Here is a 21,663-nt window from a genome sequence, read left to right as displayed (position 1 = left end):
TTCGTCCTGAGCCAGGATCAAACTCTCCGTGAATGATTACCGGTAATCCGGTTCACACCCGCGGTGAGCGGCACGGCAACCACCGGAATAGGGCGGTCCCGCGCACTGCGTCCTCGCTAGTGTTATTTCAAAAGGAATCTCCAACCCCAGAGAATCTGAGGCCGGGGATGTCAACATATCTGGCGTTGACTTTTGGCACGCTGTTGAGTTCTCAAGGAACGGACGCTTCCTTCAGGCGGCTTTCACACCGGCCCTCCGGGCGCTTCGTTCTTTCGTGTTTCCAGCTTACCAGATGTTTTCCGTGCCGTTCCCGGCGCTTCCTTCATCCAACTCGCTGGTGTCTTCTGCGGCTTGACGCCCCGTCCGACGTTTCAAACTCTAGCCGATCACCGCTCCGAAAAGCGAATCCGGCCGCAATTCCCGAAAATGCACACGCCGAATAAACCCCGTGCCGGGGAGGCTTGGACATTTCCAGAGGATTGGCCGCTCCGGGACCGTCCGCGCCGATGCGTGTCCGGTGCTCCCTGCCGAGCGACTAGGGAACACTACGCCGGTTCTCGGCCGAAGGCAAACGTCAGGGAAACTTCCGGGCATGCCGCAGGCCGGCCCGCGCACCCGCGGACCGGCCTGCGTCGCCCCGACTCAGCTGTTGGTCGGGAAGCCGAGGTTGATCCCGCCGTGCGACGGGTCCAGCCAGCGCTGGGTGACCGCCTTGCCGCGGGTGAAGAACTGCACGCCGTCCTGGCCGTACGCGTGGGTGTCGCCGAACAGCGAGGCCTTCCAGCCGCCGAAGGAGTAGTAGGCGACCGGGACCGGGATCGGCACGTTGATGCCGACCATGCCGACCTCCACCTCGTACTGGAAGCGCCGGGCCGCACCGCCGTCGTTGGTGAAGATGGCGGTGCCGTTGCCGTACGGGTTGGCGTTGATGAGGGCGAGGCCCTCCTCGTAGGAGGCGACCCGCACCACGGAGAGGACCGGGCCGAAGATCTCGTCGGTGTAGACGGACATGCCGGGCTTCACGTGGTCGAACAGCGTGGGGCCGAGCCAGAAGCCGTCAGCGGTCGGCGTACCGTCGCGGTCCTCGGCGGTGACCGGGTGCTTGCGGCCGTCGACGGCCAGCTCGGCGCCGTCGGCGAGGCCGGACTCCACGTAGGAGGTGACCTTGTCCCGGTGCTGACCGGTGACCAGCGGGCCCATCTCCGACTCGCCGTTGCAGCCGGGGCCGACGGTGAGGGTGGCCATCCGCTGCTTGATCTTCTCCACCAGCTCGTCGCCGATCGGGTCGACGGCGACCAGGACCGAGACGGCCATGCAGCGCTCGCCGGCCGCGCCGAAGCCCGCGTTGACGGCGGCGTCGGCACTGAGGTCGAGGTCGGCGTCGGGCAGGACCAGCATGTGGTTCTTGGCACCGCCGAGGGCCTGCACGCGCTTGCCATAGCGGGTGCCGGTCTCGTAGACGTAGCGGGCGATCGGGGTGGAGCCGACAAAGCTGACCGACTTGATGTCGGGGTGCTCCAGCAGGCGGTCGACCGCGACCTTGTCACCGTGCACGACGTTGAAGACGCCGTCGGGCAGGCCGGCCTCCTTCCACAGCTCGGCGAGGAAGTTGGCGGCGGACGGGTCCTTCTCGGAGGGCTTGACGACCACGGTGTTGCCGGCCGCGATGGCGATCGGGAAGAACCACATCGGCACCATGGCCGGGAAGTTGAACGGCGAGATGATCGCGACCGGGCCGAGCGGCTGGCGGATCGAGTAGACGTCGACGCCGGTCGAGGCCTGCTCGGTGTAGCCGCCCTTGAGCAGCTGCGGGATGCCGCAGGCGTACTCGACGACCTCCAGGCCGCGGGCGATCTCCCCGAGCGCGTCCGAGTGCACCTTGCCGTGCTCGGCGACGATGATCGAGGCCAGCTCGTCCTTGCGGGCGTTGAGCAGCTCGCGGAACGAGAAGAGCACCGTGGCGCGCTTGGCGACCGAGGCGGTGCGCCACTCGGTGAAGGCCGAGGCGGCGGCGGCGACCGCCTGGTCGACCTCGACGACCTCCGCGAAGTCGACCTGGCCCGTGACCCGGCCGGTGGCCGGGTCGAAGATGTCACCGCGGCGGGGCGCGGCACCGGCGGTGGCGACCGGCCGGCCGCCGATCCAGTGGGTGATGTGCTTGCTCAAGGTCCGTCTGCCTCCGAAGTCGGGGCGGCCTGACGCCACCGGTCCCTGGTGTGACACCACCCGTCCGGGAACGGGCGGCGGGGTCACGGGGCTACCGCGCTCACGGTCCAGTCTGCTGGCCGCTGCGGGCGGTCTCAACGAACAGGCTGACGGGGATCGGGGATTCAGCCTTACAGGTCGTCGGACGGGTCCGTCCTTCGGCGGGCAGGCGTCCGGGTGACGGACGTCCTGGTGGCCGAGCGGACGCTCAGGCCTCCTCCTGGTCCTCCAGGTAGGGATCGTGCAGGCCGTCCGCCGCCTCCTGCGTCTCCAGCAGGTCCAGCCGGAGGTCCTGGGCCCAGGCCAGTGCCCACCGCTTCAGGTCGTCGACCTCGCCGGCGGGCAGACCGCGCGCCCGGAACCGGCCGTCGGCGGCCTCGGCCAGCGTCTCCAGCCGCTCGGCGAGCGCGGTGGGCTGGAACTCGGCGTCCAGCCCGGTGGCCAGGGCGAGCAGTTCGCCCTCGCGGTAGCAGGCGGTGAGCGCGTGCACGTCGATCAGGTCGCGGGGCAGGGCGCGGTCGACGAGCAGCGCGGTGGAGAGGGCGGCGGCGTCCTCCAGGGCGACGACGGCCAGGGCGACGACGGCCACCGTCGGCGGGGTGTCGGACGGTCCGCCGAGGTCGGTCCGGACCGGGAGGTGGCCCAGCGGCTCCTTGCGCAGCTCGACGGTGTGCGCCCGTCCGCCCAGGACGAGCCGCACCGAGAGCTGTTCCAGCCGGGGCGTGCCGGGGCGCTCCACGACCCCGCCGCCCGCCGCGCGGTAGGCGGCGGCCAGCTCGGCGGCGGCCTGCGGCAGGTCGGTGGCACCGGCGGCCACCAGGGTGAGTCCGTCCTGGTCGCAGGCCCGGACGCCGTAAGCGCGCAGCGCGTGGCCGCCGGCCAGGGCGAGCCCGTGCCGGTCGCACACCGGCCGGGCCAGCTCGGCGAGGCGCAGCTGGGCCGGGCCCGGGTGGAGGGACGCGCCGACGGCGTCCGGGGCGGTGGTCACCCCTCCAGTCTGGCGCGCCGCGCGCGGAGGCGCGGCCGGACGGTCACCGGTCGCCGAGTGCGGCGGCGGCCTCGTGCAGGGCGAGCTCCAGGAGGACCGGGTCGCTGAGCCGTCCGGTGCCGTCGGGCGGGACGAGCCAGCGCACGCCCCCGCCGCGGCGGTCGGGGTGGGGCACGACGACCCAGGTGCCCTCCCCCGCACAGCGCACGCCGGTGCCGATCCAGCGGGCGGCGGTGCCGGCGGGCACCAGGAAGCCGATGTGCTCGTCGCCGAAGTCGGCGAGGACCGGCCCGCAGGCGCCGGCGCCGAGGAGGTCGACGGCCGGCCGGCCGAGTCGGGCGGGGACGGAGAGGACGTCCCAGCGCCGCCCGGCCGGGAGCAGCACCAGCCCGAGGCCGGTGCGCTCCCACTGCTCCCGGAAGGCCGCCGGGTCGGGTGCGGCCTGGGCCAGCCAGTCCAGTCCGGTGATCTCCATGTGCTGTCCCCGCTCTGCGCGTCGGTGCGTTCGGTGGCGGCGGAACGCGTGGAGACCCGCCGTCACCAACAAGAGGGGGACGGCGGGTCTCTCTTACACGCTTCGCGCCGCCGTCGACCCGTTCGGGGCAGCGGCCGGGGAAGCGGCGGGAATCAGCTGTCGAAGCCGAGCCCCATCCGGTCCAGGGTGCGCAGCCAGAGGTTGCGCCGCCCGCCGGTCCGGTCGGAGTGCTCCAGCGAGCGGGTGGTGATCCCGATGCCGGCCCAGCGGACCGGCTCGGGCGGGAACGGCAGCGGCTTGCGGCGGACCATCTCCAGTTCGGTGCGCTCGGTGCGCTCCCCCGCGAGCAGGTCGAGCATGACCTCGGCGCCGAACCGGGTGGCGCCGACGCCGAGGCCGGTGAAGCCGGCGGCGTAGGCGACCTTGCCGCGGTGGGCGGTGTCGAAGAAGGCGGAGAACCTGCTGCAGGTGTCGATCGCGCCGCCCCAGGCGTTGGTGAAGCGCAGGCCCTCCAGCTGCGGGAAGCAGTGGAAGAAGTTCCGCGCCAGGGTGCGGAAGGTCTCCGGCCGCTGGTCGTACTCGTGCCGGAGGTGTCCGCCGAAGTGGTAGACGGCGTCGTAGCCGCCCCAGAGGATCCGGTTGTCGGCGGAGAGCCGGAAGTAGTGGAACTTGTTGGCGCTGTCGCTGAGTCCCTGGCGGCCCTGCCAGCCGATGGCCGCGAGCTGCTCGGTGGTGAGCGGCTCGGTCATCAGCGCGTAGTCGTACACCGGGACGATGTACGGCCGGACGCGCTTGAGCAGGGACGGGAAGGCGTTGGTGCCGAGCGCCACCTTGCCGGCCAGGACCCGGCCGTAGGGGGTGCGCACGGCCATGCCGGCGCCGTGCTCGCTCAGGGCGGTGGCCGGGGTGTGCTCGAAGATCCGCACGCCCTGGGCCAGGCAGGCCTGCTTGAGGCCCCAGGCGAGCTTGGCGGGGTGGACCATGGCCACGCCGTCCTTGTCCCAGATCCCGCCGAGGAAGGTCGGCGAGTCGACCTGGGCGCGCAGTTCGTCGCGGTCGAGCACGGTGATGTCGAGGCCGTAGCGGGCGACGGCCTCGGCCACCTCGTGCAGTTCGTCGAGCTGGTGCGGCTGGGTGGCGATGTCGATCTCGCCGGTGCGCTCCCACTCGGCGTCGATGCCGTAGCGCTCCAGGGTGGCCCCGATGCCGTCCAGGTTGGCGGCGCCGAGGCGTTCCAGCTGTCCGAGTTCGGAGGGCCAGCGCTGCAGGCCGTTGCCGAAGCCGTGGGTCAGGCTGGCCGCGCAGAATCCGCCGTTGCGCCCCGACGCGGCCCACCCCGCCTCCTTGCCCTCGACCAGGACGACGTCCAGTGAGGGGTCGCGCTCCTTGGCGATGAGCGCGGTCCAGAGGCCGGAGTAGCCGCCGCCGACGACCAGCAGGTCGCAGGTGGTGTCGCCGACCAGGGCGGGCAGTGCCGCCGGCCGGCCCGGGTCCTCCAGCCAGAAGGGGGTGGGCCTGGCGTCACTGAGTGCGCGGGCGGAATCCATGCATTATCAGCCACTTTCTACACATTGGTGATGGTGGTCGGCCGCCTCCCGACGGTACGCCGGGCGGGCGGCCGGGTGGGTCAGGCGGTGGCCTTGCGGCGGTTCCCGAGCCACTGGCCGCCGATGGTGAGCGCGACGGCGGCGATGAACATCGCGGTGCCGATGACGTTCACCTGGACCGGGATGCCGCGCTGCGAGGCGCCCCAGACGAACATCGGGAAGGTGACCGTGGTCGGACCCGAGTTGAACTGGGTGATGATGAAGTCGTCGAAGGAGAGCGCGAAGCTGAGCAGCGCGCCGGCCGCGATGCCGGGGGCGGCGAGCGGCAGGGTGACCCGCAGGAAGGTCTGCACGGGGGTGGCGTAGAGGTCCTGGGCGGCCTGTTCGAGCCTCGGGTCCATGCTCATCACGCGGGCCTTGACCGCCGTCACCACGAAGCTGAGGCAGAACATGATGTGCGCGATGAGGATGGTGGTGAAGCCGAACGGGATGCGCATGTTGAGGAAGAGGGTGCCCAGCGAGGCGGCCATCACGACCTCGGGCATGGCCATCGGCAGGAAGATCATCGCGCTGGTGGCAGCCTTGCCGCGGAAGCGGTAGCGGGCCAGGGCGAAGGCGACCATGGTGCCGAGCACGGTGGCGCCGATGGTGGCGGCGACCGCGATCCGCAGGCTGAGCGAGAGCGACTGGCACATGTCGGCCACGCCGCAGGGGTCGGTCCAGGCGTCGGTGGAGAACTCGTTCCACTCGTAGTTGAACTTGCCGACCGGCTTGTTGAACGAGAAGGCCAGCACGACGAGGTTGGGCAGCACCAGGTAGGCGAGGGCCAGCAGGCCGGCCAGCACCACCAGGTTGCGGCGGATCCAGGCGATCACTCGGGACATCAGACCAGTTCCTCCGTCCCGGCCTTGCGCATGTAGACCGTCACGATGCCCAGGATCAGGGCCATCAGGATGAAGCTCAGCGCCGCCGCGGTGGGGTAGTCGAGCACGTTCAGGAACTGCTTCTGGATGCCGTTGCCGACCATCTGCTCACTCGGCGAGCCCAGCAGCTGGGCGTTGATGTAGTCGCCGGAGGCGGGGATGAAGGTGAGCAGGGTGCCGGCGACCACCCCGGGCAGCGAGATCGGGAAGGTCACCTTGCGGAAGGTGGTGAACGGACGGGCGTAGAGGTCGCCGGCGGCCTCGTGCAGGCGCGGGTCGATCCGCTCCAGCGAGGTGTACAGCGGCAGGATCATGAACGGCAGGAAGTTGTAGGTGAGGCCGCAGACCACGGCGAGCGGGGTGGCGAGCACCCGGTCCCCCTCGGTGAGGCCGAGGGCGGAGGTGACGTCGAGGACGTGCAGGGCGTCGAGCGCGCCGACCACCGGGCCGCCGTCCGAGAGGATGGTCTTCCAGGCGAGGGTGCGGATCAGGAAGCTGGTGAAGAACGGCGCGATGACCAGGATCAGCATGACGTTGCGCCAGCGCCTGCTCACCTTGAAGGCGATGGTGTAGGCGAGCGGGTAGCCGATGGCGAGGCAGAGCACGGTGGCGGTGGCGGCGTAGCCGAACGAGCGCACGAAGTGCCACTTGTACTCGACCAGGGCGTCCCAGTAGGTGGCGAGGTGCCAGGTGACGCGGAAGCCGTCCTCCAGCGAGCCGGTCTGCAGCGAGGTCGAGCCCTGGTAGACCATCGGCACCGCGAAGAAGACGACCAGCCAGGCTATGCCGGGCAGCAGCAGCCAGTACGGGGTGAGCCGGCGCCGGGGCTTGGGCTCCGCCGCGGGGAGGGGGACGACCCGGGGTGGCGCGGCCGGGGTGGTGGCGGTCATGCGGCGGCCTCCCCGGTGCCCGCGTCGATCGCCTGGGCGGCGTCCAGGGCGAAGGAGTGGGCCGGGTTCCAGTGCAGCACGACGGGGGCGCCGGGCACGATCCGGGCGTCGCGCTCCATGTTCTGCTCGAAGACGGTGACCTCCTGGCCGCCGTCGGTGCGCACCAGGTACTGGGTGGAGACGCCGATGAAGCTGGAGTCGACGACGGTGCCGGCGAGCCGGTTGCGGCCGTCGGCGACCTCGGCGGAGCCGTGCTCGATGGTGATCTTCTCCGGCCGCACGCCGAGGTGGACCCGGGTGGCGCCGGTGGCGCAGCGGGCCCTGGGGACGGTGAGCCGGGCGCCGGCGGCGGTGAGCAGCAGGTCCTCGCCGGCGCCGCCGGTGACCTCGGCGGCCAGCAGGTTGGACTGGCCGAGGAAATTGGCCACGAAGGTGGTGGCGGGGTTCTCGTAGAGCTCGGCGGGGGCGCCCAGCTGCTCGACCCGGCCGCCGTTCATCACCGCGATGGTGTCGGCCATGGTCATGGCCTCCTCCTGGTCGTGGGTGACGTGCACGAAGGTGATGCCGACCTCGGTCTGGATCCGCTTGAGCTCCAGCTGCATCTGGCGGCGGAGCTTGAGGTCGAGGGCGCCGAGCGGCTCGTCGAGGAGCAGCACCTGGGGGTGGTTGATGAGCGCGCGGGCGACGGCGACGCGCTGCTGCTGGCCGCCGGAGAGCTGGTGCGGCTTGCGCCGGGCGTACTGGCCGAGCTCGACCAGTTCGAGCATCTCGTCGACCTGCTTCTTGACGTCCTTCTTGCCGCGGCGGCGCAGGCCGAAGGCGACGTTCTCGAAGATGTCGAGGTGCGGGAAGAGCGCGTAGCTCTGGAAGACGGTGTTCACCGGCCGCTTGTACGGGGGGAGCGCGGTCACGTCCTGGCCGCCGATCAGGACGGTGCCGCTGGTGGGCTCCTCCAGGCCGGCGATCATCCGCAGGGTGGTGGTCTTGCCGCAGCCGGAGGCGCCGAGCAGGGCGAAGAAGGAGCCCTGCGGGACGGTCAGGTCCAGCGGGTGGACGGCGGTGAAGGAGCCGTAGGTCTTGCCGATGCCGGTGAGGCGGACGTCGCCGCCGGCGGCCGCGGAGCTCTGCTGCTCTGTCATGGGTGGTGTCTCTCTGGTTTTCTCTGCCGTCAGTGGGGGTCAGGCGCCGATGAGCTTGGAGAACTTCTCCTCGAAGTCGCTCTCCTCGGTCTCGGTGAGGGTCCGGAAGACGTGCGCCTTGGCCGCCATCTCGGGGGTGGGGACGACCAGCGGATTGGCCGCGCTGTCCGGGGCGATGGCGGCCAGCTCCTCCTTCATGCCGGCGACGGCGGAGACGAAGCCGATGCCCGCGGTCAGCTGGGCCGCGATCTTCGGCTGGTAGTAGAAGTCGATCAGCTTCTCGGCGTTCGTCTTGTGCTGGGCCTTGGCCGGGACCAACAGGTTGTCGGTGCTGCTCACGAAGCCCTTCTCGGGGATGGCGAACTCGATGTCGGGGTTGTCGGCCCGCAGCTGGATCAGGTCGCCGCCCCAGGCGACGCAGGCCGCGATGTCGCCGGAGGAGAGCTCCTGGCCGTAGTCGTTGCCGGTGAAGCGACGGATCTGCTTGTTGTCGACGGCCTTCTGCAGCCGGGCGACGGCGGCCCCGTAGTCGTCGGCGGTGAACTTCGCCGGGTCCTTGCCCATGTCCAGCAGGGTGATGCCGATGCTGTCGCGCATCTCGGAGAGGAAGGTCACCCGGCCCTTGAGGTCGGGGTCCTCCAGCAGCTGGGCGACGCTGGTGACCTCCTTCCCCTTGGTGGCCCGCTTGTTGTAGGCGACGACCACCTGGATGCCGGCCCACGGGTAGCTGTAGAGCCGGCCCGGGTCCCAGTCCGGGGCGCGGAAGCGGGAGTCGACGGTGGTGATCGCGGTGGTGACGTTGGCCGGGTTGAGCTTCTGCGCCCAGCCGAGGCGGATCATCCGGGCGGCCATCCAGTCGGTGAGCACCATCAGGTCACGGCCGGTGTCCTGGCCGGCCGCGAGCTGCGGCTTGACCTTGCCGAAGAACTCGACGTTGTCGTTGACGTCCTCGGTGTACTTGACCTTGATCCCGGTGGCGGCCGTGAAGGCCTCCAGGGTGCCGTGCTTCTCCTTGTCGTTCTCGTCGGCGTCGATGTAGAGCGGCCAGTTGGAGAAGTTCACCTCCCGCTCGCTCTCCGAGAGGTCCTTGGCGGCGTTCGCGGTGGAGTCGCCGGTCCCGTTGACGGTCCTGGCCGGCGGGATGCCGCAGGCGGCCAGGGAGCCCGCGCCGGCGGTGAGGGCGGCGGCGCGCAGCACGGTCCGCCTGCTGAGGGCGGCCCGGCCACTGGTCAGACTGCGTTCCCAGGCCTTGCGGACCGGTTCCGACAGTCCGTCGGTGAGCTCGTTGAACGCCATGGGACGGGCCTCCTGGGGGGCGAAGGGGGTGTGGGGGACCACCCGGTCCGGTTATCTGTCTCCGAAGACGGTGCGGTGCCAGTCCTTGCGGGCGACCGCGGTGGTGTCGAACATGACGTGCTTGACCTGGGTGTACTCGTCCAGCGAGTACTGCGACATGTCCTTGCCGTAGCCGGAGGACTTGTAGCCGCCGTGCGGCATCTCGCTGATGATCGGGATGTGGTCGTTGACCCAGACGCAGCCGGCCGCGATCTCGCGGGTGGCGCGCAGCGAGCGGTGCACGTTGCCGGTCCAGGCCGAGGCGGCCAGGCCGTAGGGGGTGTCGTTGGCCAGCCGCAGGCCCTCGTCGTCGCCGTCGAAGGGCAGCACGACCAGGACCGGCCCGAAGATCTCGCCCTGGACGACCTCGCTGTCCTGGGCGGCGCCGGTGATCAGGGTGGGGCGGTAGTAGGCGCCGCGGGTGAGGTCGCCGCCGTCGTGGCCCTTCGCGGGGGCGGCTCCGCCGGTGACCACGGTCGCGTAGCCGCGGGCGCGCTCGACGAAGCCGGCCACCCGGTCGCGGTGGGTGTAGGAGACCAGCGGGCCGAGGTCGGTCCGCGGGTCGAGCGGGTCGCCCAGCCGGATCGCGCCGTACAGCTCGGCCACGCCGGCCACGAAGGCGTCGTAGAGCGGCCGCTGGACGTAGGCACGGGTGGCCGCGGTGCAGTCCTGGCCGCCGTTGATCAGCGAGGCGGCGACCGCGCCGTGCACGGCGGCGTCCAGGTCCGCGTCGTCGAAGACCACGAACGGGGCCTTGCCGCCGAGCTCCAGGTGGGTGCGCTTGACGGTCGCGGTGGCGAGTTCGGCGACCCGCTTGCCCACCGCGGTGGAGCCGGTGAAGGAGACCATGGCGACGTCCGGGTGCGCGACCAGGTGCTCCCCCGCGCCCCGCCCCGCGCCGGTGACGACGTTGACCACGCCGTCCGGGATGCCGGCCAGCGTGCAGGCCCGGGCGAACATCAGCGAGGTCAGCGGGGTCAGCTCGGCCGGCTTGAGGACGATGGTGTTGCCCGCCGCGATGGCCGGCAGGACCTTCCAGGCGGCCATCTGCAGGGGGTAGTTCCAGGGCGAGATCGAGCCGACCACGCCGATCGCCTCGCGCCGCACGTACGAGGTGTGGTCGCCGGAGTACTCGCCCGCGGCCTTGCCCTCCAGGTTGCGCGCGGCCCCGGCGAAGAAGGCGGTGTTGTCGATGGTGCCGGGCACGTCGAACTCGGTGGAGAGCTTGATCGGCTTGCCGGTCTGGGCGGTCTCGACCCGGGCCAGGTCCCCGGCCGCGTCGGTGAGGATCGCGGCCAGCCTGGTCAGGGCCTCGGAGCGGGTGCCGGGGGTGGCGCCGGCCCAGCCGGGCAGGGCGGCCCGGGCGGCGGCCACGGCCTCGTCGACCTGCTCGGTGGAGGCCAGGGCGACCTCCTCGACGACGCTGCCGTCGGCCGGGTTGACGACCTGGAAGGGAGCGCCGCTCCCCCGGCTCCACCGGCCGGCGATGTACTGCGCGCCCGCGCCGAAGTCGGTCAGGTCCATAACTTCCTCCAAGTCCCGGTGGTTCGTGTGCCGCACGGACGGCCGCGCCGGCCCCGCCGTGCCGCACTCGTCGACGGGTCGAGGGCCGCACCGGCGCCCTCCGACCGAACGGGCCGGGTGCGGGGGCGCGGGGTGCGGGGATCCGGTGCGGGGCATCAAACCGGCTGATCACCGGTGCTGTCCAGGTCTCGCCATTGCCGACCCGCTGACCATGCCCGCTGCCGACGGGGCGTGACAAGGGTCACTGCGACAACCTCGGCGCGAAGCGCCTTACAGGGTGCAAGGCTTCAGGCAGGGCAACAGATCGTCGCCGCGATGGATGATTGCCTGACACTCTGAACCCTGGAGGCCGCGTTGCTCCCCACCGTCGCCCATGTGCTCGACCTGGAGGTGATGCGCCGCGGCCTGCCCCAGGTGGTGGCCGGCGCCGACCACCTGGAACGTCCGGTCCGCTGGGTGCACGTCAGCGAGCTGCCCGACGTCGCGGGCATGCTGCAGGGCGGCGAGCTGGTGCTGAGCACCGGCATCGCCCTGCCCGAGGACCGCGAGGGGCTGGCCCGGTACGTGCGCGAGCTCGCCGACATCGGCGCCGCCGGGCTGGTCATCGAGTACGGCCGGCGCTACTTCGACACCCTGCCGCGGGCCCTGGTGCACGCCGCCGAGCAGCGCGGACTGCCGCTGATCGCGCTCCGCCGCGAGCTGCGCTTCGTCGCCGTCACCGAGGCGGTGCACGCTCTGGTGGTCAACGCCCAGCTGGAGCAGCTGCGCACCTCGGAGGCGATCCACCAGGTCTTCAACGAGCTGGTCGTCGAGGGCGCCGAACCGTCCGAGGTGGTCCGGCAGGTGGCCCGGATCGCGGGCTCGCCGGTCGTCCTGGAGAACCTCGCCCACCAGGTGCTCGCCCACGACCCCGCCGGGCGGCCCGAGGCCGAGCTTCTGGAGGACTGGGAGCGCCGCTCACGCGGAGTCCGCCCGGCCGGGCGCACCGGCCACGACCCCCGCAGCGGCTGGCTGGTCACCACGGTCGGCGCCCGCGGCCAGGACTGGGGGCGGCTGGTGCTGGTGCAGGAGCCGGGACCGCCGCCCGAGGGCGGCCCGCATCCGTACACCATGCTGCTGGAACGCGGCGCCTCCGCGCTGGCGCTCAACCGGCTGGTGGTCCGCGACCGGGAGAGCCTGGAGCGGCAGACCCACCGCACCCTGCTCTCCGGCATCCTCACCCACGCGCTGACCGTCTCCGAGGTCGCGCTGCGCGCCCAGGCGCTCGGCGTCCCGCTGGAGGGCCGGCGGCTGGTCGGCGCGGTGCTGCGCCAGCGGCGCGGCCCGATCCCCGCCGCGCTGGAGGCACAGGCCCGGCTGCGCGACTTCACCGAACTCGCGGCGAGCGCCGTCCGCACCTGCCGGCTCTCCGCGCTGGTCGGCGCGCTGGACGACGAGGGCGTCGGCGTGCTGATCGCGCTCGGCCCGCAGCAGGACGAGCACGCCGCGCTGGACGCCTTCGCCGCGGCGCTGCGCCGGCTGGCCGCCGAGGCGGCCCGGGACCCGGCCGCGCCGGCGCCGGTGGTCGCGGTCGGCTCCTCGGTCGGCTCGGTCCGCGACGCCCGGCGCACCCTCCTGGAGGCCACCCAGGTCGCCGACGCCGCGCTGCACGACGGCCCCGGCGGCCGGGCGTCGTCGTACTACCGGCTGCCCGACGTGCGGCTGCGCGGCCTGCTGCACCTGCTGCGCGACGACGCCCGGCTGCAGACCTACGTGGAGCGGGAGCTGGGCCCGCTGCTCGCCTTCGACGCCGAGCACAACGGCCAGCTGGTGCAGATGCTGCGGATCTACCTGGAGCAGGGCCGGAACAAGTCCGCGGCCGCCGACGCCGCGCACCTGTCCCGGCCGTCCTTCTACGACCGGCTGCACAAGGTCGAACGGATCCTGGGCGTCGACCTCGACCAGGTCGAGTCCTGCCTCTCCCTGCACGTCGCCCTGCTCGCGCTGGACGCCGTGCGCCGGTGACCGCGCCGCGCCGGCGGATGCCTAGACGCCGGTGATCCGGGTCCACACCTTGTGCAGGGCGGGCCGCTCGGCCGAGGTGACGTCGCGCATGGTGTGCAGCCGGGCGCGCATCTCCTCGGTCGGGAAGACCAGCGGGTGCTCCGCCAGCTCCGCCTTCTCCCGGTCCCCGCTGGCCGCCAGCACCTCGCGGGCGGCCGGCACCGGGCAGATGTACTGCACGGCGGCGGCCAGCTCGGCGGCCACCTCGGGCCGGTAGTAGTGGTCGATCAGCAGCTCGGCGTTGCGCTTGTGCACGGCCCGGTTGGGGATCAGCAGGCTCTCCGCCCACAGCTCCCCGCCCTCCTCCGGCACCACGAAGGCGATGTCCGGGTTCTCGGCGGTGAGCTGGACGGCGTCGCCCGAGTACGCCTGGCAGGCCAGCGCGGCGCCGGAGGCCAGGTCGCTGGTGTAGTCGTTGCCGGTGAACCGGCGCACGTGCCGGCTGTCGACCATCCGCTGCACCAGGTCCATCGCCCGGTCGGCGTCGTCCTCGGTGAAGGCCGTGATGTCGGCGCCGTGCGAGAGCATCAGCAGGCCCAGCGCCTCGTCCAGCCCGGCGAACAGGGTGACCCGGCCCTTCAGGTCCGGCGCCCACAGGTCGGAGACGGACTTCAGCTCGCGGCCCAGCTCCTTGCGGTTGTAGGCGATCCCGGTGATCCCGGACTGCCAGGGCACGCTGTGCCGGCGCCCGGGGTCGACCGCCGGGTCGGCCAGCTGCGGGTCCAGCTGCGCCGTGACGTTCGGCAGGTTGGCCCGGTCGACGGCCTGCACCCAGCCGAGCCCGATGTAGCGGCCGACCATCCAGTCGCTGACCACCATCAGGTCGCGACCGGGGTCGGTGCCCTGGGTGAGCACCGGCCCCATCTTGCCGAAGAACTCGTCGTTGTCGTTGATGTCCTCGGTGTAGGTGACCTTGATCCCGGTCCGCTCGGTGAAGTCGTCCAGGGTCGGGCGCCCGCCGTCGTCGTCGACGTCGATGTACTGGGTCCAGTTGGAGAAGCCCAGCCGCTTCTCGCCCTCCGAGCGGTCGGGGGCGGAGCGGCGGTCCTCGTCCACGTAGGCGGCCGGGATGCCGCAGCCGGTCAGGGCCGCGGTCCCGAACAGTCCGGCGGTGGCGCCGAGCACCCGGCGGCGGGTCGGACGGCGGGCCCCGCTCGGGCGGCGGGTCGGGGTGGTGCTGGGCATGGTGGGGCCTCCGGGGCGTGGAACGGCCCCGGACGCACGGGGGTGGCGCCCGGGGCCGTTCTGTCGGTGGGTCAGACGGTGTGCGCGTCGGTGAGCGACAGCACCTCGTCGAGGACGGCGAGGCCGGTCTTCGCCTCCTCCTCGGTGACGGTGCACGGCGGGACGACGTGGAAGCGGTTCATGTTGACGAACGGCCACAGCCCGCGCTGCTTGCAGGCGGCGGCCAGCTCGGCCATCGGCGCGTTGGCGGCGCCGGCCGCGTTGTACGGCACCAGCGGCTCGCGGGTCTCCCGGTCCTTCACCAGGTCGAGCGCCCAGAAGACGCCGAGGCCGCGCACCTCGCCGACCGACGGGTGGCGCTCGGCCAGCTCGCGCAGGCCGGGGCCGAGCACGGTCTCGCCGATGTGCTTGGCGTTCTCGACGATGCCCTCCTCGGCCATCGTGTTGATGGTCGCCACCGCGGAGGCGCAGGCCAGCGGGTGGCCGGAGTAGGTGAGCCCGCCGGGGAACGCCCGCTCGGCGAAGGTGGCGGCGATCTCGGCGCTGATCGCCACGCCGCCGAGCGGCACGTAGCCGGAGTTGACGCCCTTGGCGAAGGTGAGCAGGTCCGGGGTGACGCCCCAGTGGTCGGCGGCGAACCACTCACCGGTGCGGCCGAAGCCGGCCATCACCTCGTCGAGGATGAAGACGATGCCGTGGCGGTCGCAGATCTCCCGCACTCCGGCCAGGTAGCCGGGCGGCGGGACGAGGATGCCCGCGGTGCCGACCACGGTCTCCAGGATGATCGCGGCGACGGTCCCGGGGCCCTCGAAGGCGAGGATCTGCTCCAGGTGGGCCAGCGCGCGCTCGCACTCCTGCGCCTCGTTCTCGGCGTGGAAGTTGGAGCGGTACGGGTACGGGCCCCAGAAGTGCACGATGCCGGAGACGCCGGTCTCGTTGGCCCAGCGGCGCGGGTCTCCGGTCAGGGCGATCGCGTTGGCGGTGGCGCCGTGGTACGAGCGGTAGGTGGAGAGCACCTTCTGCCGGCCGGTGTGCAGCCGGGCCAGCCGGATGGCGTTCTCGTTGGCCTCGGCACCGCCGTTGGTGAAGAAGATCTTGTCGAGGTCGCCCGGGGTGCGCTCGGCGATCAGCCGGGCGGCCTCGCTGCGCGACTCGACCGCGAAGCCGGGGGCGATGGTGCAGAGCTTCGCCGCCTGCTCCTGGATCGCCGCGACCACCTTCGGGTGCTGGTGCCCGATGTTGGTGTTGACCAGCTGGGAGGAGAAGTCCAGGTAGCGGTTGCCGTCGTAGTCCCAGAAGTACGAGCCCTCGGCGCCGGCCACCGCGAGGGGGTCGATCAGCGCCTGGGCGGACCACGAGTGGAAGACGTGCGCGCGGTCGGCGGCCTTGACGGCCTGGCCGGCGGCTGAGTCAGCGGTGGGGATGCTCATGCGGCAAGGCTAGGGACTCGTCGGACCGAAGTGGAGGTCCATCCTGTCAGTCGGTCGTGCCGCCCGCCGACAGGGTGCAAAGACAGAGGGCCCGGGTCACGAGGACCCGGGCCCAACGTCCGATCACACGATCAATGTCTCATCAGATCACTGTCATGCAGCGCCGATGGTCACGACCCGCTAGATCGCGGTCATGACGTGCTTCACGCGGGTGTAGTCCTCGAAGCCGTAGGAGGAGAGGTCCTTGCCGTAACCGGACTTCTTGAAGCCACCGTGCGGCATCTCGGCGACCAGCGGGATGTGGGTGTTGATCCAGACGCAGCCGAAGTCCAGGCGGCGCGACATCCGCATGGCACGGGCGTGGTCCTTGGTCCACACCGAGGAGGCCAGCGCGAACTCGACACCGTTGGCGTAGCCGACGGCCTGCTCCTCGTCGGAGAACTTCTGCACGGTGATGACCGGGCCGAAGACCTCGTTCTGGATGATCTCGTCGTCCTGCCGCAGGCCGGAGACAACGGTCGGGGCGTAGAAGTAACCCTTGTCGCCGACCCGGTGGCCACCGGCCTCGACCTTGGCGTGCTCCGGCAGGCGCTCGACGAAGCCGGAGACCTGCTTCAGCTGGTTGGCGTTGTTCAGCGGGCCGTACAGCACGTCCTCGTCGTCCACACCACCGGTCTTGGTCTCGGCGGCGGCCTTGGCCAGCGCCTCGACGAAGGCGTCGTGGATCGACTCGTGCACCAGCACGCGGGTGGCGGCGGTGCAGTCCTGGCCGGCGTTGAAGAAGCCCGCCACCGAGATGCCCTCGACGGCCTCGGCGATGTCGGCGTCCTCGAAGACCACGACCGGGGCCTTGCCGCCCAGCTCCAGGTGGACGCGCTTGACGTCCTTGGAGGCGGACTCGGCGACCTGGATGCCGGCGCGCACCGAGCCGGTGATGGAGGCCATCGCCGGGGTCCGGTGCTCGACCATCAGGCGGCCGGTCTCGCGGTCGCCGCAGATCACGTTGAAGACGCCGGCCGGCAGCTCCAGCTCCTTGAGCACGCCGCCGATGATCTCGGCCAGCAGCACGGTGGAGGCCGGGGTGGTGTCGGAGGGCTTCAGCACCACGGTGTTGCCGGCGGCGATGGCCGGGGCGAACTTCCAGACCGCCATCATCATCGGGTAGTTCCACGGCGCGACCTGGGCGCAGACGCCGACCGGCTCGCGGCGGACGATCGAGGTCATGCCGTCCATGTACTCACCGGCGGCCTTGCCCTCCAGCAGGCGGGCGGCACCGGCGAAGAACCGGATCTGGTCGACCATCGGGCCGATCTCCTCGGAGAGGGTCAGCGCCCGCGGCTTGCCGGTGTTGCGACACTCGGCGTCCACCAGCTCGTCGGCCCGGGCCTCGACCCGGTCGGCGATCTTGAGCAGCACCTTCTGCCGGGTGCTCGGGGTGGTGTCCCGCCAGACCGGGAACGCGGCCGCGGCGGACTCCATGGCGGCGTCCACGTCGGAGGCACCGGACAGCGGGGACGTCGCGTAGACCTCACCGGTGGTGGGGTCGACGATGTCGAGCGTGCGGCCGTCGGCCGCATCGACGAACTCACCGTTGATGTAGTTGCGCAGCGTGCGAAGGTCGCTCACGGGTCTCTCCTCGGTCTCGGCCTGCGGCGTTGCAGAATCCGGCGCCATGGTACGTCGGCCGGACCGGCCGACGAAGGGCGCCGAGTGGCCGCGCCGCAAGTGCCGCGGTCCACTGGTTTGGCGGAATGCGCACGGCGCTGCGGGGCCGCGCGCGTACCGTAGCCAGGGTAGCCCGACGACTGCCGGTATCGACAGGCCGACGGCGCGCGGACGATGAAATCCGCATACGTTTTCCAAGATCGCGACGAAATCAGCAGTTTCCTCGCTTGCGAACACGGGAACGATCGGGCACAGTGGCGGCGTGGCCAACCGCGACCGGAACGCCAGCGTTCCCCTCGACGCCGCCTCCAAGGCGATCATCGAGCAGCTCCAGGAGGACGGGCGCCGCCCGTACGCCGCCATCGGCAAGGCCGTCGGCCTGTCCGAGGCAGCCGTGCGGCAGCGCGTCCAGAAGCTGCTCGACCAGGGCGTGATGCAGATCGTCGCCGTCACGGACCCGCTCACCGTCGGCTTCACCCGCCAGGCGATGGTCGGAATCCGGGTCGAGGGCGACATCGAACCCGTCGCCGACGCGCTGGCCGCCCTCGACGAGGTCGACTACGTCGTCTGCACCGCGGGCTCGTTCGACCTCCTGGCCGAACTGGTCTGCGAGGACGACGAGCACCTGCTCGAACTGATCAACAAGCGCATCCGCGCGCTTCCCGGCGTGCGGAGCACCGAGAGCTTCGTTTACCTGAAGCTCCGGAAACAGACCTACACCTGGGGCACCCGATGACAGCCGACCCGGCGCAGAAGGACCTTTCCAAGACCGCCTACGACCACCTGTGGATGCACTTCACCCGCATGTCGTCGTACGAGAACTCTCCCGTGCCGACCATCGTCAAGGGCGAGGGCACCTACGTCTGGGACGACAAGGGACGCAAGTACCTCGACGGCCTCGCCGGCCTGTTCGTCGTCCAGGCCGGCCACGGCCGTGAGGAGCTCGCCGAGGCCGCCGCCAAGCAGGCCAAGGAGCTCGCCTTCTTCCCGGTGTGGAGCTACGCCCACCCGAAGGCCGTCGAGCTGGCCGAGCGCCTGGCCAACTACGCCCCGGGCGACCTGAACAAGGTCTTCTTCTCCACCGGTGGCGGCGAGGCCGTCGAGACCGCCTGGAAGCTCGCCAAGCAGTACTTCAAGCTGACCGGCAAGCCGACCAAGTACAAGGTCATCTCGCGCGCGGTCGCCTACCACGGCACCCCGCAGGGCGCCCTGTCGATCACCGGCCTGCCGGGCCTGAAGGCCCCGTTCGAGCCGCTGGTGCCGGGCACCCACAAGGCGCCGAACACCAACATCTACCGCGCCCCGGCCTTCCTCGAGGGCCCCGACGGCACGGTCGACCCCGAGGCCTACGGCCGCTGGTGCGCCGACGAGATCGAGGTGGCCATCCTCAACGAGGGCGCCGAGACCGTCGCCGCCGTCTTCGTCGAGCCGGTGCAGAACGCGGGTGGCTGCTTCCCGCCGCCGCCCGGGTACTTCCAGCGCCTGCGCGAGATCTGCGACCGCCACGACGTGCTGCTGGTCTCGGACGAGGTCATCTGCGCCTTCGGCCGCCTGGGCACCATGTTCGGCGCCGACAAGTTCGGCTACCAGCCCGACATGATCACCTGCGCCAAGGGCATGACCTCGGGCTACTCCCCGATCGGTGCCACGATCATCTCGGACCGCCTGGCCGAGCCGTTCTACAAGGGCGACAACACCTTCCTGCACGGCTACACCTTCGGTGGCCACCCGGTGTCCTCCGCGGTGGCGCTGGCCAACCTCGACATCTTCGAGCGCGAGGGCCTGAACCAGCACGTGCTCGACAACGAGTCGGCGTTCCTGAACACCCTGGGCAAGCTGCGCGACCTGCCGATCGTCGGCGACGTCCGCGGCAACGGGTACTTCTACGGCATCGAGCTCGTGAAGGACAAGGTCACCAAGGAGTCGTTCAACGACGAAGAGGTCGAGCGCGTCCTCTACGGCTTCCTGTCGAAGGCCCTCTTCGACAACGGCCTGTACTGCCGCGCCGACGACCGTGGCGACCCGGTCATCCAGCTGGCCCCGCCGCTGATCTCGAACCAGTCGACCTTCGACGAGATCGAGCAGATCCTGCGGACCAGCCTGACCGACGCGTGGGCGAAGCTCTGACCCTTCGGCTTTCTTCCCCACCCTCAGTCACAGGGCGGTCCCGCTTCGGCGGGGCCGCCCTGCGGCGTTCCGTCCAACGGCCGCCGGGCAGTGCGTTCATCGGACCGCACTTCGGATCAAACACGCCTGATTAAGGGTGATTTGCCCCGGATGGAGCAGTGTGCCGCGCCCGCGCCCAGGCCCGATCGTTCTAATCTGACGACTGTCATATCCCTGCGGCCCCCCAGGACGGAACCTCATGGCAGCGGCCCCTCCTGACAACGACGTGCTGTGGGCCCGGGGGATCGTCAAGTCCCATCGCGGCACCCCCGCGCTGCGCGGCGTCTCGCTCGGGGTCCGGGAGGGCGAGGTCCTCGCCGTCACCGGCCCGCGCGGCTCCGGCAAGAGCACCCTGCTCGGCTGCCTCTCCGCGCTGCTCCCGGTCGACGAGGGCGAGGTCTGGTTCAACAGCGCCCCCGTGCACACCCTCGGCCGGGCGGGCCGGGAACGGCTGCGCCGCGACCGCTTCGGCTTCGTCGGCTCCGAGCCGCACCTCGTCCCCGAACTGACCGCCCGGGAGAACGTCGCCCTGCCGCTGCTGCTGGCCGGTGCCGGCGGCAAGGCCGCCCGCACCGCCGCCGACGAGTGGCTGGAGCGCCTGGACATCGGCGAACTCGCCAAGGTCCGGCCCGACCGGCTGCTGCAGAGCCAGCGCCAGCGGATCGCCGTCGCCCGGGCCCTCGCCCCGCTCCCGACGGTCGTCTTCGCCGACGACCCCACCGCCCCGCTGCACCGCGACACCGCCGAGCAGGTCCTGCGGATACTGACCAGCGCGGCCCGCTCCCACCAGCTCACCCTCGTGCTGGCCACCCACGACCCCGAGCTCGTCCGGTACGCGGACCGTGCCGTCGCCCTCGTCGACGGACGCCTCACCGGCCCGGTCACGCCCGTGCCGCGCACCGCCGCCACCGGGACCGCCGCCGGCACCGCCGGGGTCACCGCCGTCCCGGCCGCCGGCCGCTGAGGGGGGCCGAGGTGTTCTATCTCCGTCTGGTCCGCGGCTACCGGGCCCTCGATCTCGGCCGCTGGCTGGTCACCGCCCTGGCCGGCGCGGTCGTCGCGGCCTTCCTGCTGCGCGCCCTCGGCCGGGCGATGAGCGACCCGGCCGCCGGCCCCGACGCGCTCGTCCGGCTGCTCTGGTGCCTGCCGCCGCTGGCCGCGGTCGCCTGGTTCGCCGCCGTCGCCGCCCGGGCGCTGCCCGCCCGGCGGGCCGACCGGATCACCGGCCTCACCACCGCCGGAGCCGGGGCCGGCCGGATCCGCGCCCTGATCGCCGGCGAGGTCGCGCTCGCCTGCGGCACCGGCGCCGGCCTCACCCTGCTGCTCTTCCTGGTCCTGCGCAACGACATCGCCGGACCCGCGCTGGCCGACGAACTCGGCATGGGCGTGGCCCTCCCGGCGGCCGCGCCGGTCGTCCTGCTCGCGCTCGTCCCGCTCACCGCCGGCCTCGCCGCGGCCGGCGCCGTCCCGCACGCCGAGACCCTGCCCGGTCGCTCCCGCCCCGAGCCCACCGGTTTCGGTCCGTGGCGGCTCGCGCTGCCGATCGGCCTGGCCGTCATCGGCCTCGCCCTGGAACTCATCGCACTGCGCCCCGGCGCCGCGGCCGACGGCCGTCCGGTCCACCTGCCGGCCGGGCTCGGTACCACCAGCACGGCCGCGCTCGGCGGGTGGGCGGCCTCCGCGCTCGGCCTCGCCATGCTCACCGGCCCGCTGCTCGGCTGGGCCGGCCGGCTACTGGCGCTCGGTCGGCCGACCCCGCTGCGGCTGCTCGCCGGACGCGGTCTCACCGCGCAGGCCCGCCGCCTCGGGGCGCCGCTGGCCGTGCTGACCCTGGCGCTCGCGCTGGTGCTCACCACCGTCCGCTACTGGCTCGGCGAGCCCGGCAGCGCCGACCTGCTGCCCGCGATCGAGGCCGGACTGGTACTGGGCTGCGCGGCGGGCGCGGTGGCCGTCCGGCTGGCCGAGCTGCGCGCCGCCCGCCGGAGCGTCGGCGAGGCGCTGCTGCGGCTCGGCGCGGCGCCCCGGCTGCTGTTCGGCGCCGTCGTGCTGCGGACCCTGATGGCCGGCACCGTACTGCTGGTCACCGGTGGGGCGACCGCGGCCCTGGCCGCCGCCGGGCTGCGCTGACCCGGCCCGCGGTCCGCAGCT

General features: G+C 71.9%; 17 protein-coding genes. 5 read left to right on the top strand and 12 right to left on the bottom strand.

What is annotated here, in order from left to right:
• Window positions 1–642: 642 nt before the first annotated feature.
• The 9 genes from ACFVVU_RS30260 to ACFVVU_RS30220 all read right to left on the bottom strand — a co-directional run bounded on the left by ACFVVU_RS30260 (window position 643) and on the right by ACFVVU_RS30220 (window position 11,026).
• Window positions 643–2,166, bottom strand: coding sequence for a CoA-acylating methylmalonate-semialdehyde dehydrogenase (locus ACFVVU_RS30260; RefSeq protein ID WP_380682723.1), 1,524 nt, complete (start codon window positions 2,164–2,166; stop codon window positions 643–645).
• A 247-nt stretch (window positions 2,167–2,413) separates the two neighbouring features.
• Window positions 2,414–3,193, bottom strand: coding sequence for a hypothetical protein (locus tag ACFVVU_RS30255; RefSeq protein WP_380682725.1), 780 nt, complete (start codon window positions 3,191–3,193; stop codon window positions 2,414–2,416).
• Window positions 3,194–3,236: 43 nt separating this feature from the next.
• The gene (locus ACFVVU_RS30250; RefSeq protein ID WP_387793424.1) at window positions 3,237–3,668 is read right to left on the bottom strand and encodes a hypothetical protein; all 432 of its coding nucleotides are present in this window, start codon (window positions 3,666–3,668) and stop codon (window positions 3,237–3,239) included.
• 152 nt (window positions 3,669–3,820) lie between these two features.
• Window positions 3,821–5,215 carry an NAD(P)/FAD-dependent oxidoreductase gene (locus ACFVVU_RS30245; protein ID WP_380682727.1) on the bottom strand — a complete coding sequence of 465 codons (1,395 nt, stop codon included), beginning with the start codon at window positions 5,213–5,215 and terminating at the stop codon, window positions 3,821–3,823.
• Between the two features lie 80 nt (window positions 5,216–5,295).
• The gene (locus tag ACFVVU_RS30240; RefSeq protein ID WP_380682728.1) at window positions 5,296–6,099 is read right to left on the bottom strand and encodes an ABC transporter permease; all 804 of its coding nucleotides are present in this window, start codon (window positions 6,097–6,099) and stop codon (window positions 5,296–5,298) included.
• On the bottom strand, window positions 6,099–7,028 hold the full coding sequence (locus tag ACFVVU_RS30235) for an ABC transporter permease (RefSeq protein WP_387793423.1): 930 nt from the start codon (window positions 7,026–7,028) through the stop codon (window positions 6,099–6,101). Before ACFVVU_RS30235 ends, ACFVVU_RS30240 begins: the two co-directional genes overlap by 1 nt.
• The gene (locus tag ACFVVU_RS30230) at window positions 7,025–8,167 is read right to left on the bottom strand and encodes an ABC transporter ATP-binding protein (RefSeq protein ID WP_380682730.1); all 1,143 of its coding nucleotides are present in this window, start codon (window positions 8,165–8,167) and stop codon (window positions 7,025–7,027) included. The genes ACFVVU_RS30235 and ACFVVU_RS30230 overlap by 4 nt, the downstream gene beginning before the upstream one ends.
• A gap of 39 nt (window positions 8,168–8,206) precedes the next feature.
• Entirely contained in the window at window positions 8,207–9,463 is a 1,257-nt protein-coding gene (locus tag ACFVVU_RS30225; RefSeq protein ID WP_380682731.1) for a PotD/PotF family extracellular solute-binding protein, read from the bottom strand.
• A gap of 51 nt (window positions 9,464–9,514) precedes the next feature.
• Complete coding sequence (locus tag ACFVVU_RS30220; RefSeq protein ID WP_387793420.1) at window positions 9,515–11,026, bottom strand: gamma-aminobutyraldehyde dehydrogenase; 1,512 nt, start codon at window positions 11,024–11,026, stop codon at window positions 9,515–9,517.
• Window positions 11,027–11,380: 354 nt separating this feature from the next.
• Between ACFVVU_RS30220 and ACFVVU_RS30215 the strand changes: the two genes are divergently transcribed.
• Window positions 11,381–13,030 carry a PucR family transcriptional regulator gene (locus tag ACFVVU_RS30215; protein ID WP_387793418.1) on the top strand — a complete coding sequence of 550 codons (1,650 nt, stop codon included), beginning with the start codon at window positions 11,381–11,383 and terminating at the stop codon, window positions 13,028–13,030.
• A 21-nt stretch (window positions 13,031–13,051) separates the two neighbouring features.
• Here ACFVVU_RS30215 and ACFVVU_RS30210 read toward each other — a convergent pair whose 3' ends face one another.
• The 3 genes from ACFVVU_RS30210 to ACFVVU_RS30200 all read right to left on the bottom strand — a co-directional run bounded on the left by ACFVVU_RS30210 (window position 13,052) and on the right by ACFVVU_RS30200 (window position 17,358).
• Entirely contained in the window at window positions 13,052–14,254 is a 1,203-nt protein-coding gene (locus tag ACFVVU_RS30210) for a spermidine/putrescine ABC transporter substrate-binding protein (protein WP_387793416.1), read from the bottom strand.
• A 71-nt stretch (window positions 14,255–14,325) separates the two neighbouring features.
• Window positions 14,326–15,684, bottom strand: a complete 1,359-nt coding sequence (locus ACFVVU_RS30205; protein ID WP_380682735.1) for an aspartate aminotransferase family protein — start codon at window positions 15,682–15,684, stop codon at window positions 14,326–14,328.
• Between the two features lie 180 nt (window positions 15,685–15,864).
• Window positions 15,865–17,358, bottom strand: coding sequence for a gamma-aminobutyraldehyde dehydrogenase (locus ACFVVU_RS30200; protein WP_380682736.1), 1,494 nt, complete (start codon window positions 17,356–17,358; stop codon window positions 15,865–15,867).
• Between the two features lie 253 nt (window positions 17,359–17,611).
• Here ACFVVU_RS30200 and ACFVVU_RS30195 point away from each other — a divergent pair, with 253 nt between their 5' ends.
• From ACFVVU_RS30195 to ACFVVU_RS30180, 4 genes are all read left to right on the top strand, one after another.
• Window positions 17,612–18,085, top strand: a complete 474-nt coding sequence (locus ACFVVU_RS30195) for an Lrp/AsnC family transcriptional regulator (protein ID WP_030243538.1) — start codon at window positions 17,612–17,614, stop codon at window positions 18,083–18,085.
• Window positions 18,082–19,476, top strand: coding sequence for an aspartate aminotransferase family protein (locus ACFVVU_RS30190; protein ID WP_355369595.1), 1,395 nt, complete (start codon window positions 18,082–18,084; stop codon window positions 19,474–19,476). The genes ACFVVU_RS30195 and ACFVVU_RS30190 overlap by 4 nt, the downstream gene beginning before the upstream one ends.
• A 238-nt stretch (window positions 19,477–19,714) precedes the next feature.
• Window positions 19,715–20,479: an ABC transporter ATP-binding protein gene (locus ACFVVU_RS30185; protein ID WP_380682737.1), complete on the top strand. Its 765-nt coding sequence runs from the start codon at window positions 19,715–19,717 to the stop codon at window positions 20,477–20,479.
• Between the two features lie 11 nt (window positions 20,480–20,490).
• The gene (locus ACFVVU_RS30180) at window positions 20,491–21,642 is read left to right on the top strand and encodes a hypothetical protein (RefSeq protein WP_387793413.1); all 1,152 of its coding nucleotides are present in this window, start codon (window positions 20,491–20,493) and stop codon (window positions 21,640–21,642) included.
• Window positions 21,643–21,663: the final 21 nt, after the last annotated feature.

Source organism: Kitasatospora sp. NPDC057965 (assembly GCF_042887135.1).
In the GTDB taxonomy this organism is placed as follows: Bacteria; Actinomycetota; Actinomycetes; order Streptomycetales; family Streptomycetaceae; genus Kitasatospora.
The sequence above is the reverse complement of the archived record's forward strand: the minus strand, read 5'-3'. Positions and strand labels throughout refer to the sequence as shown.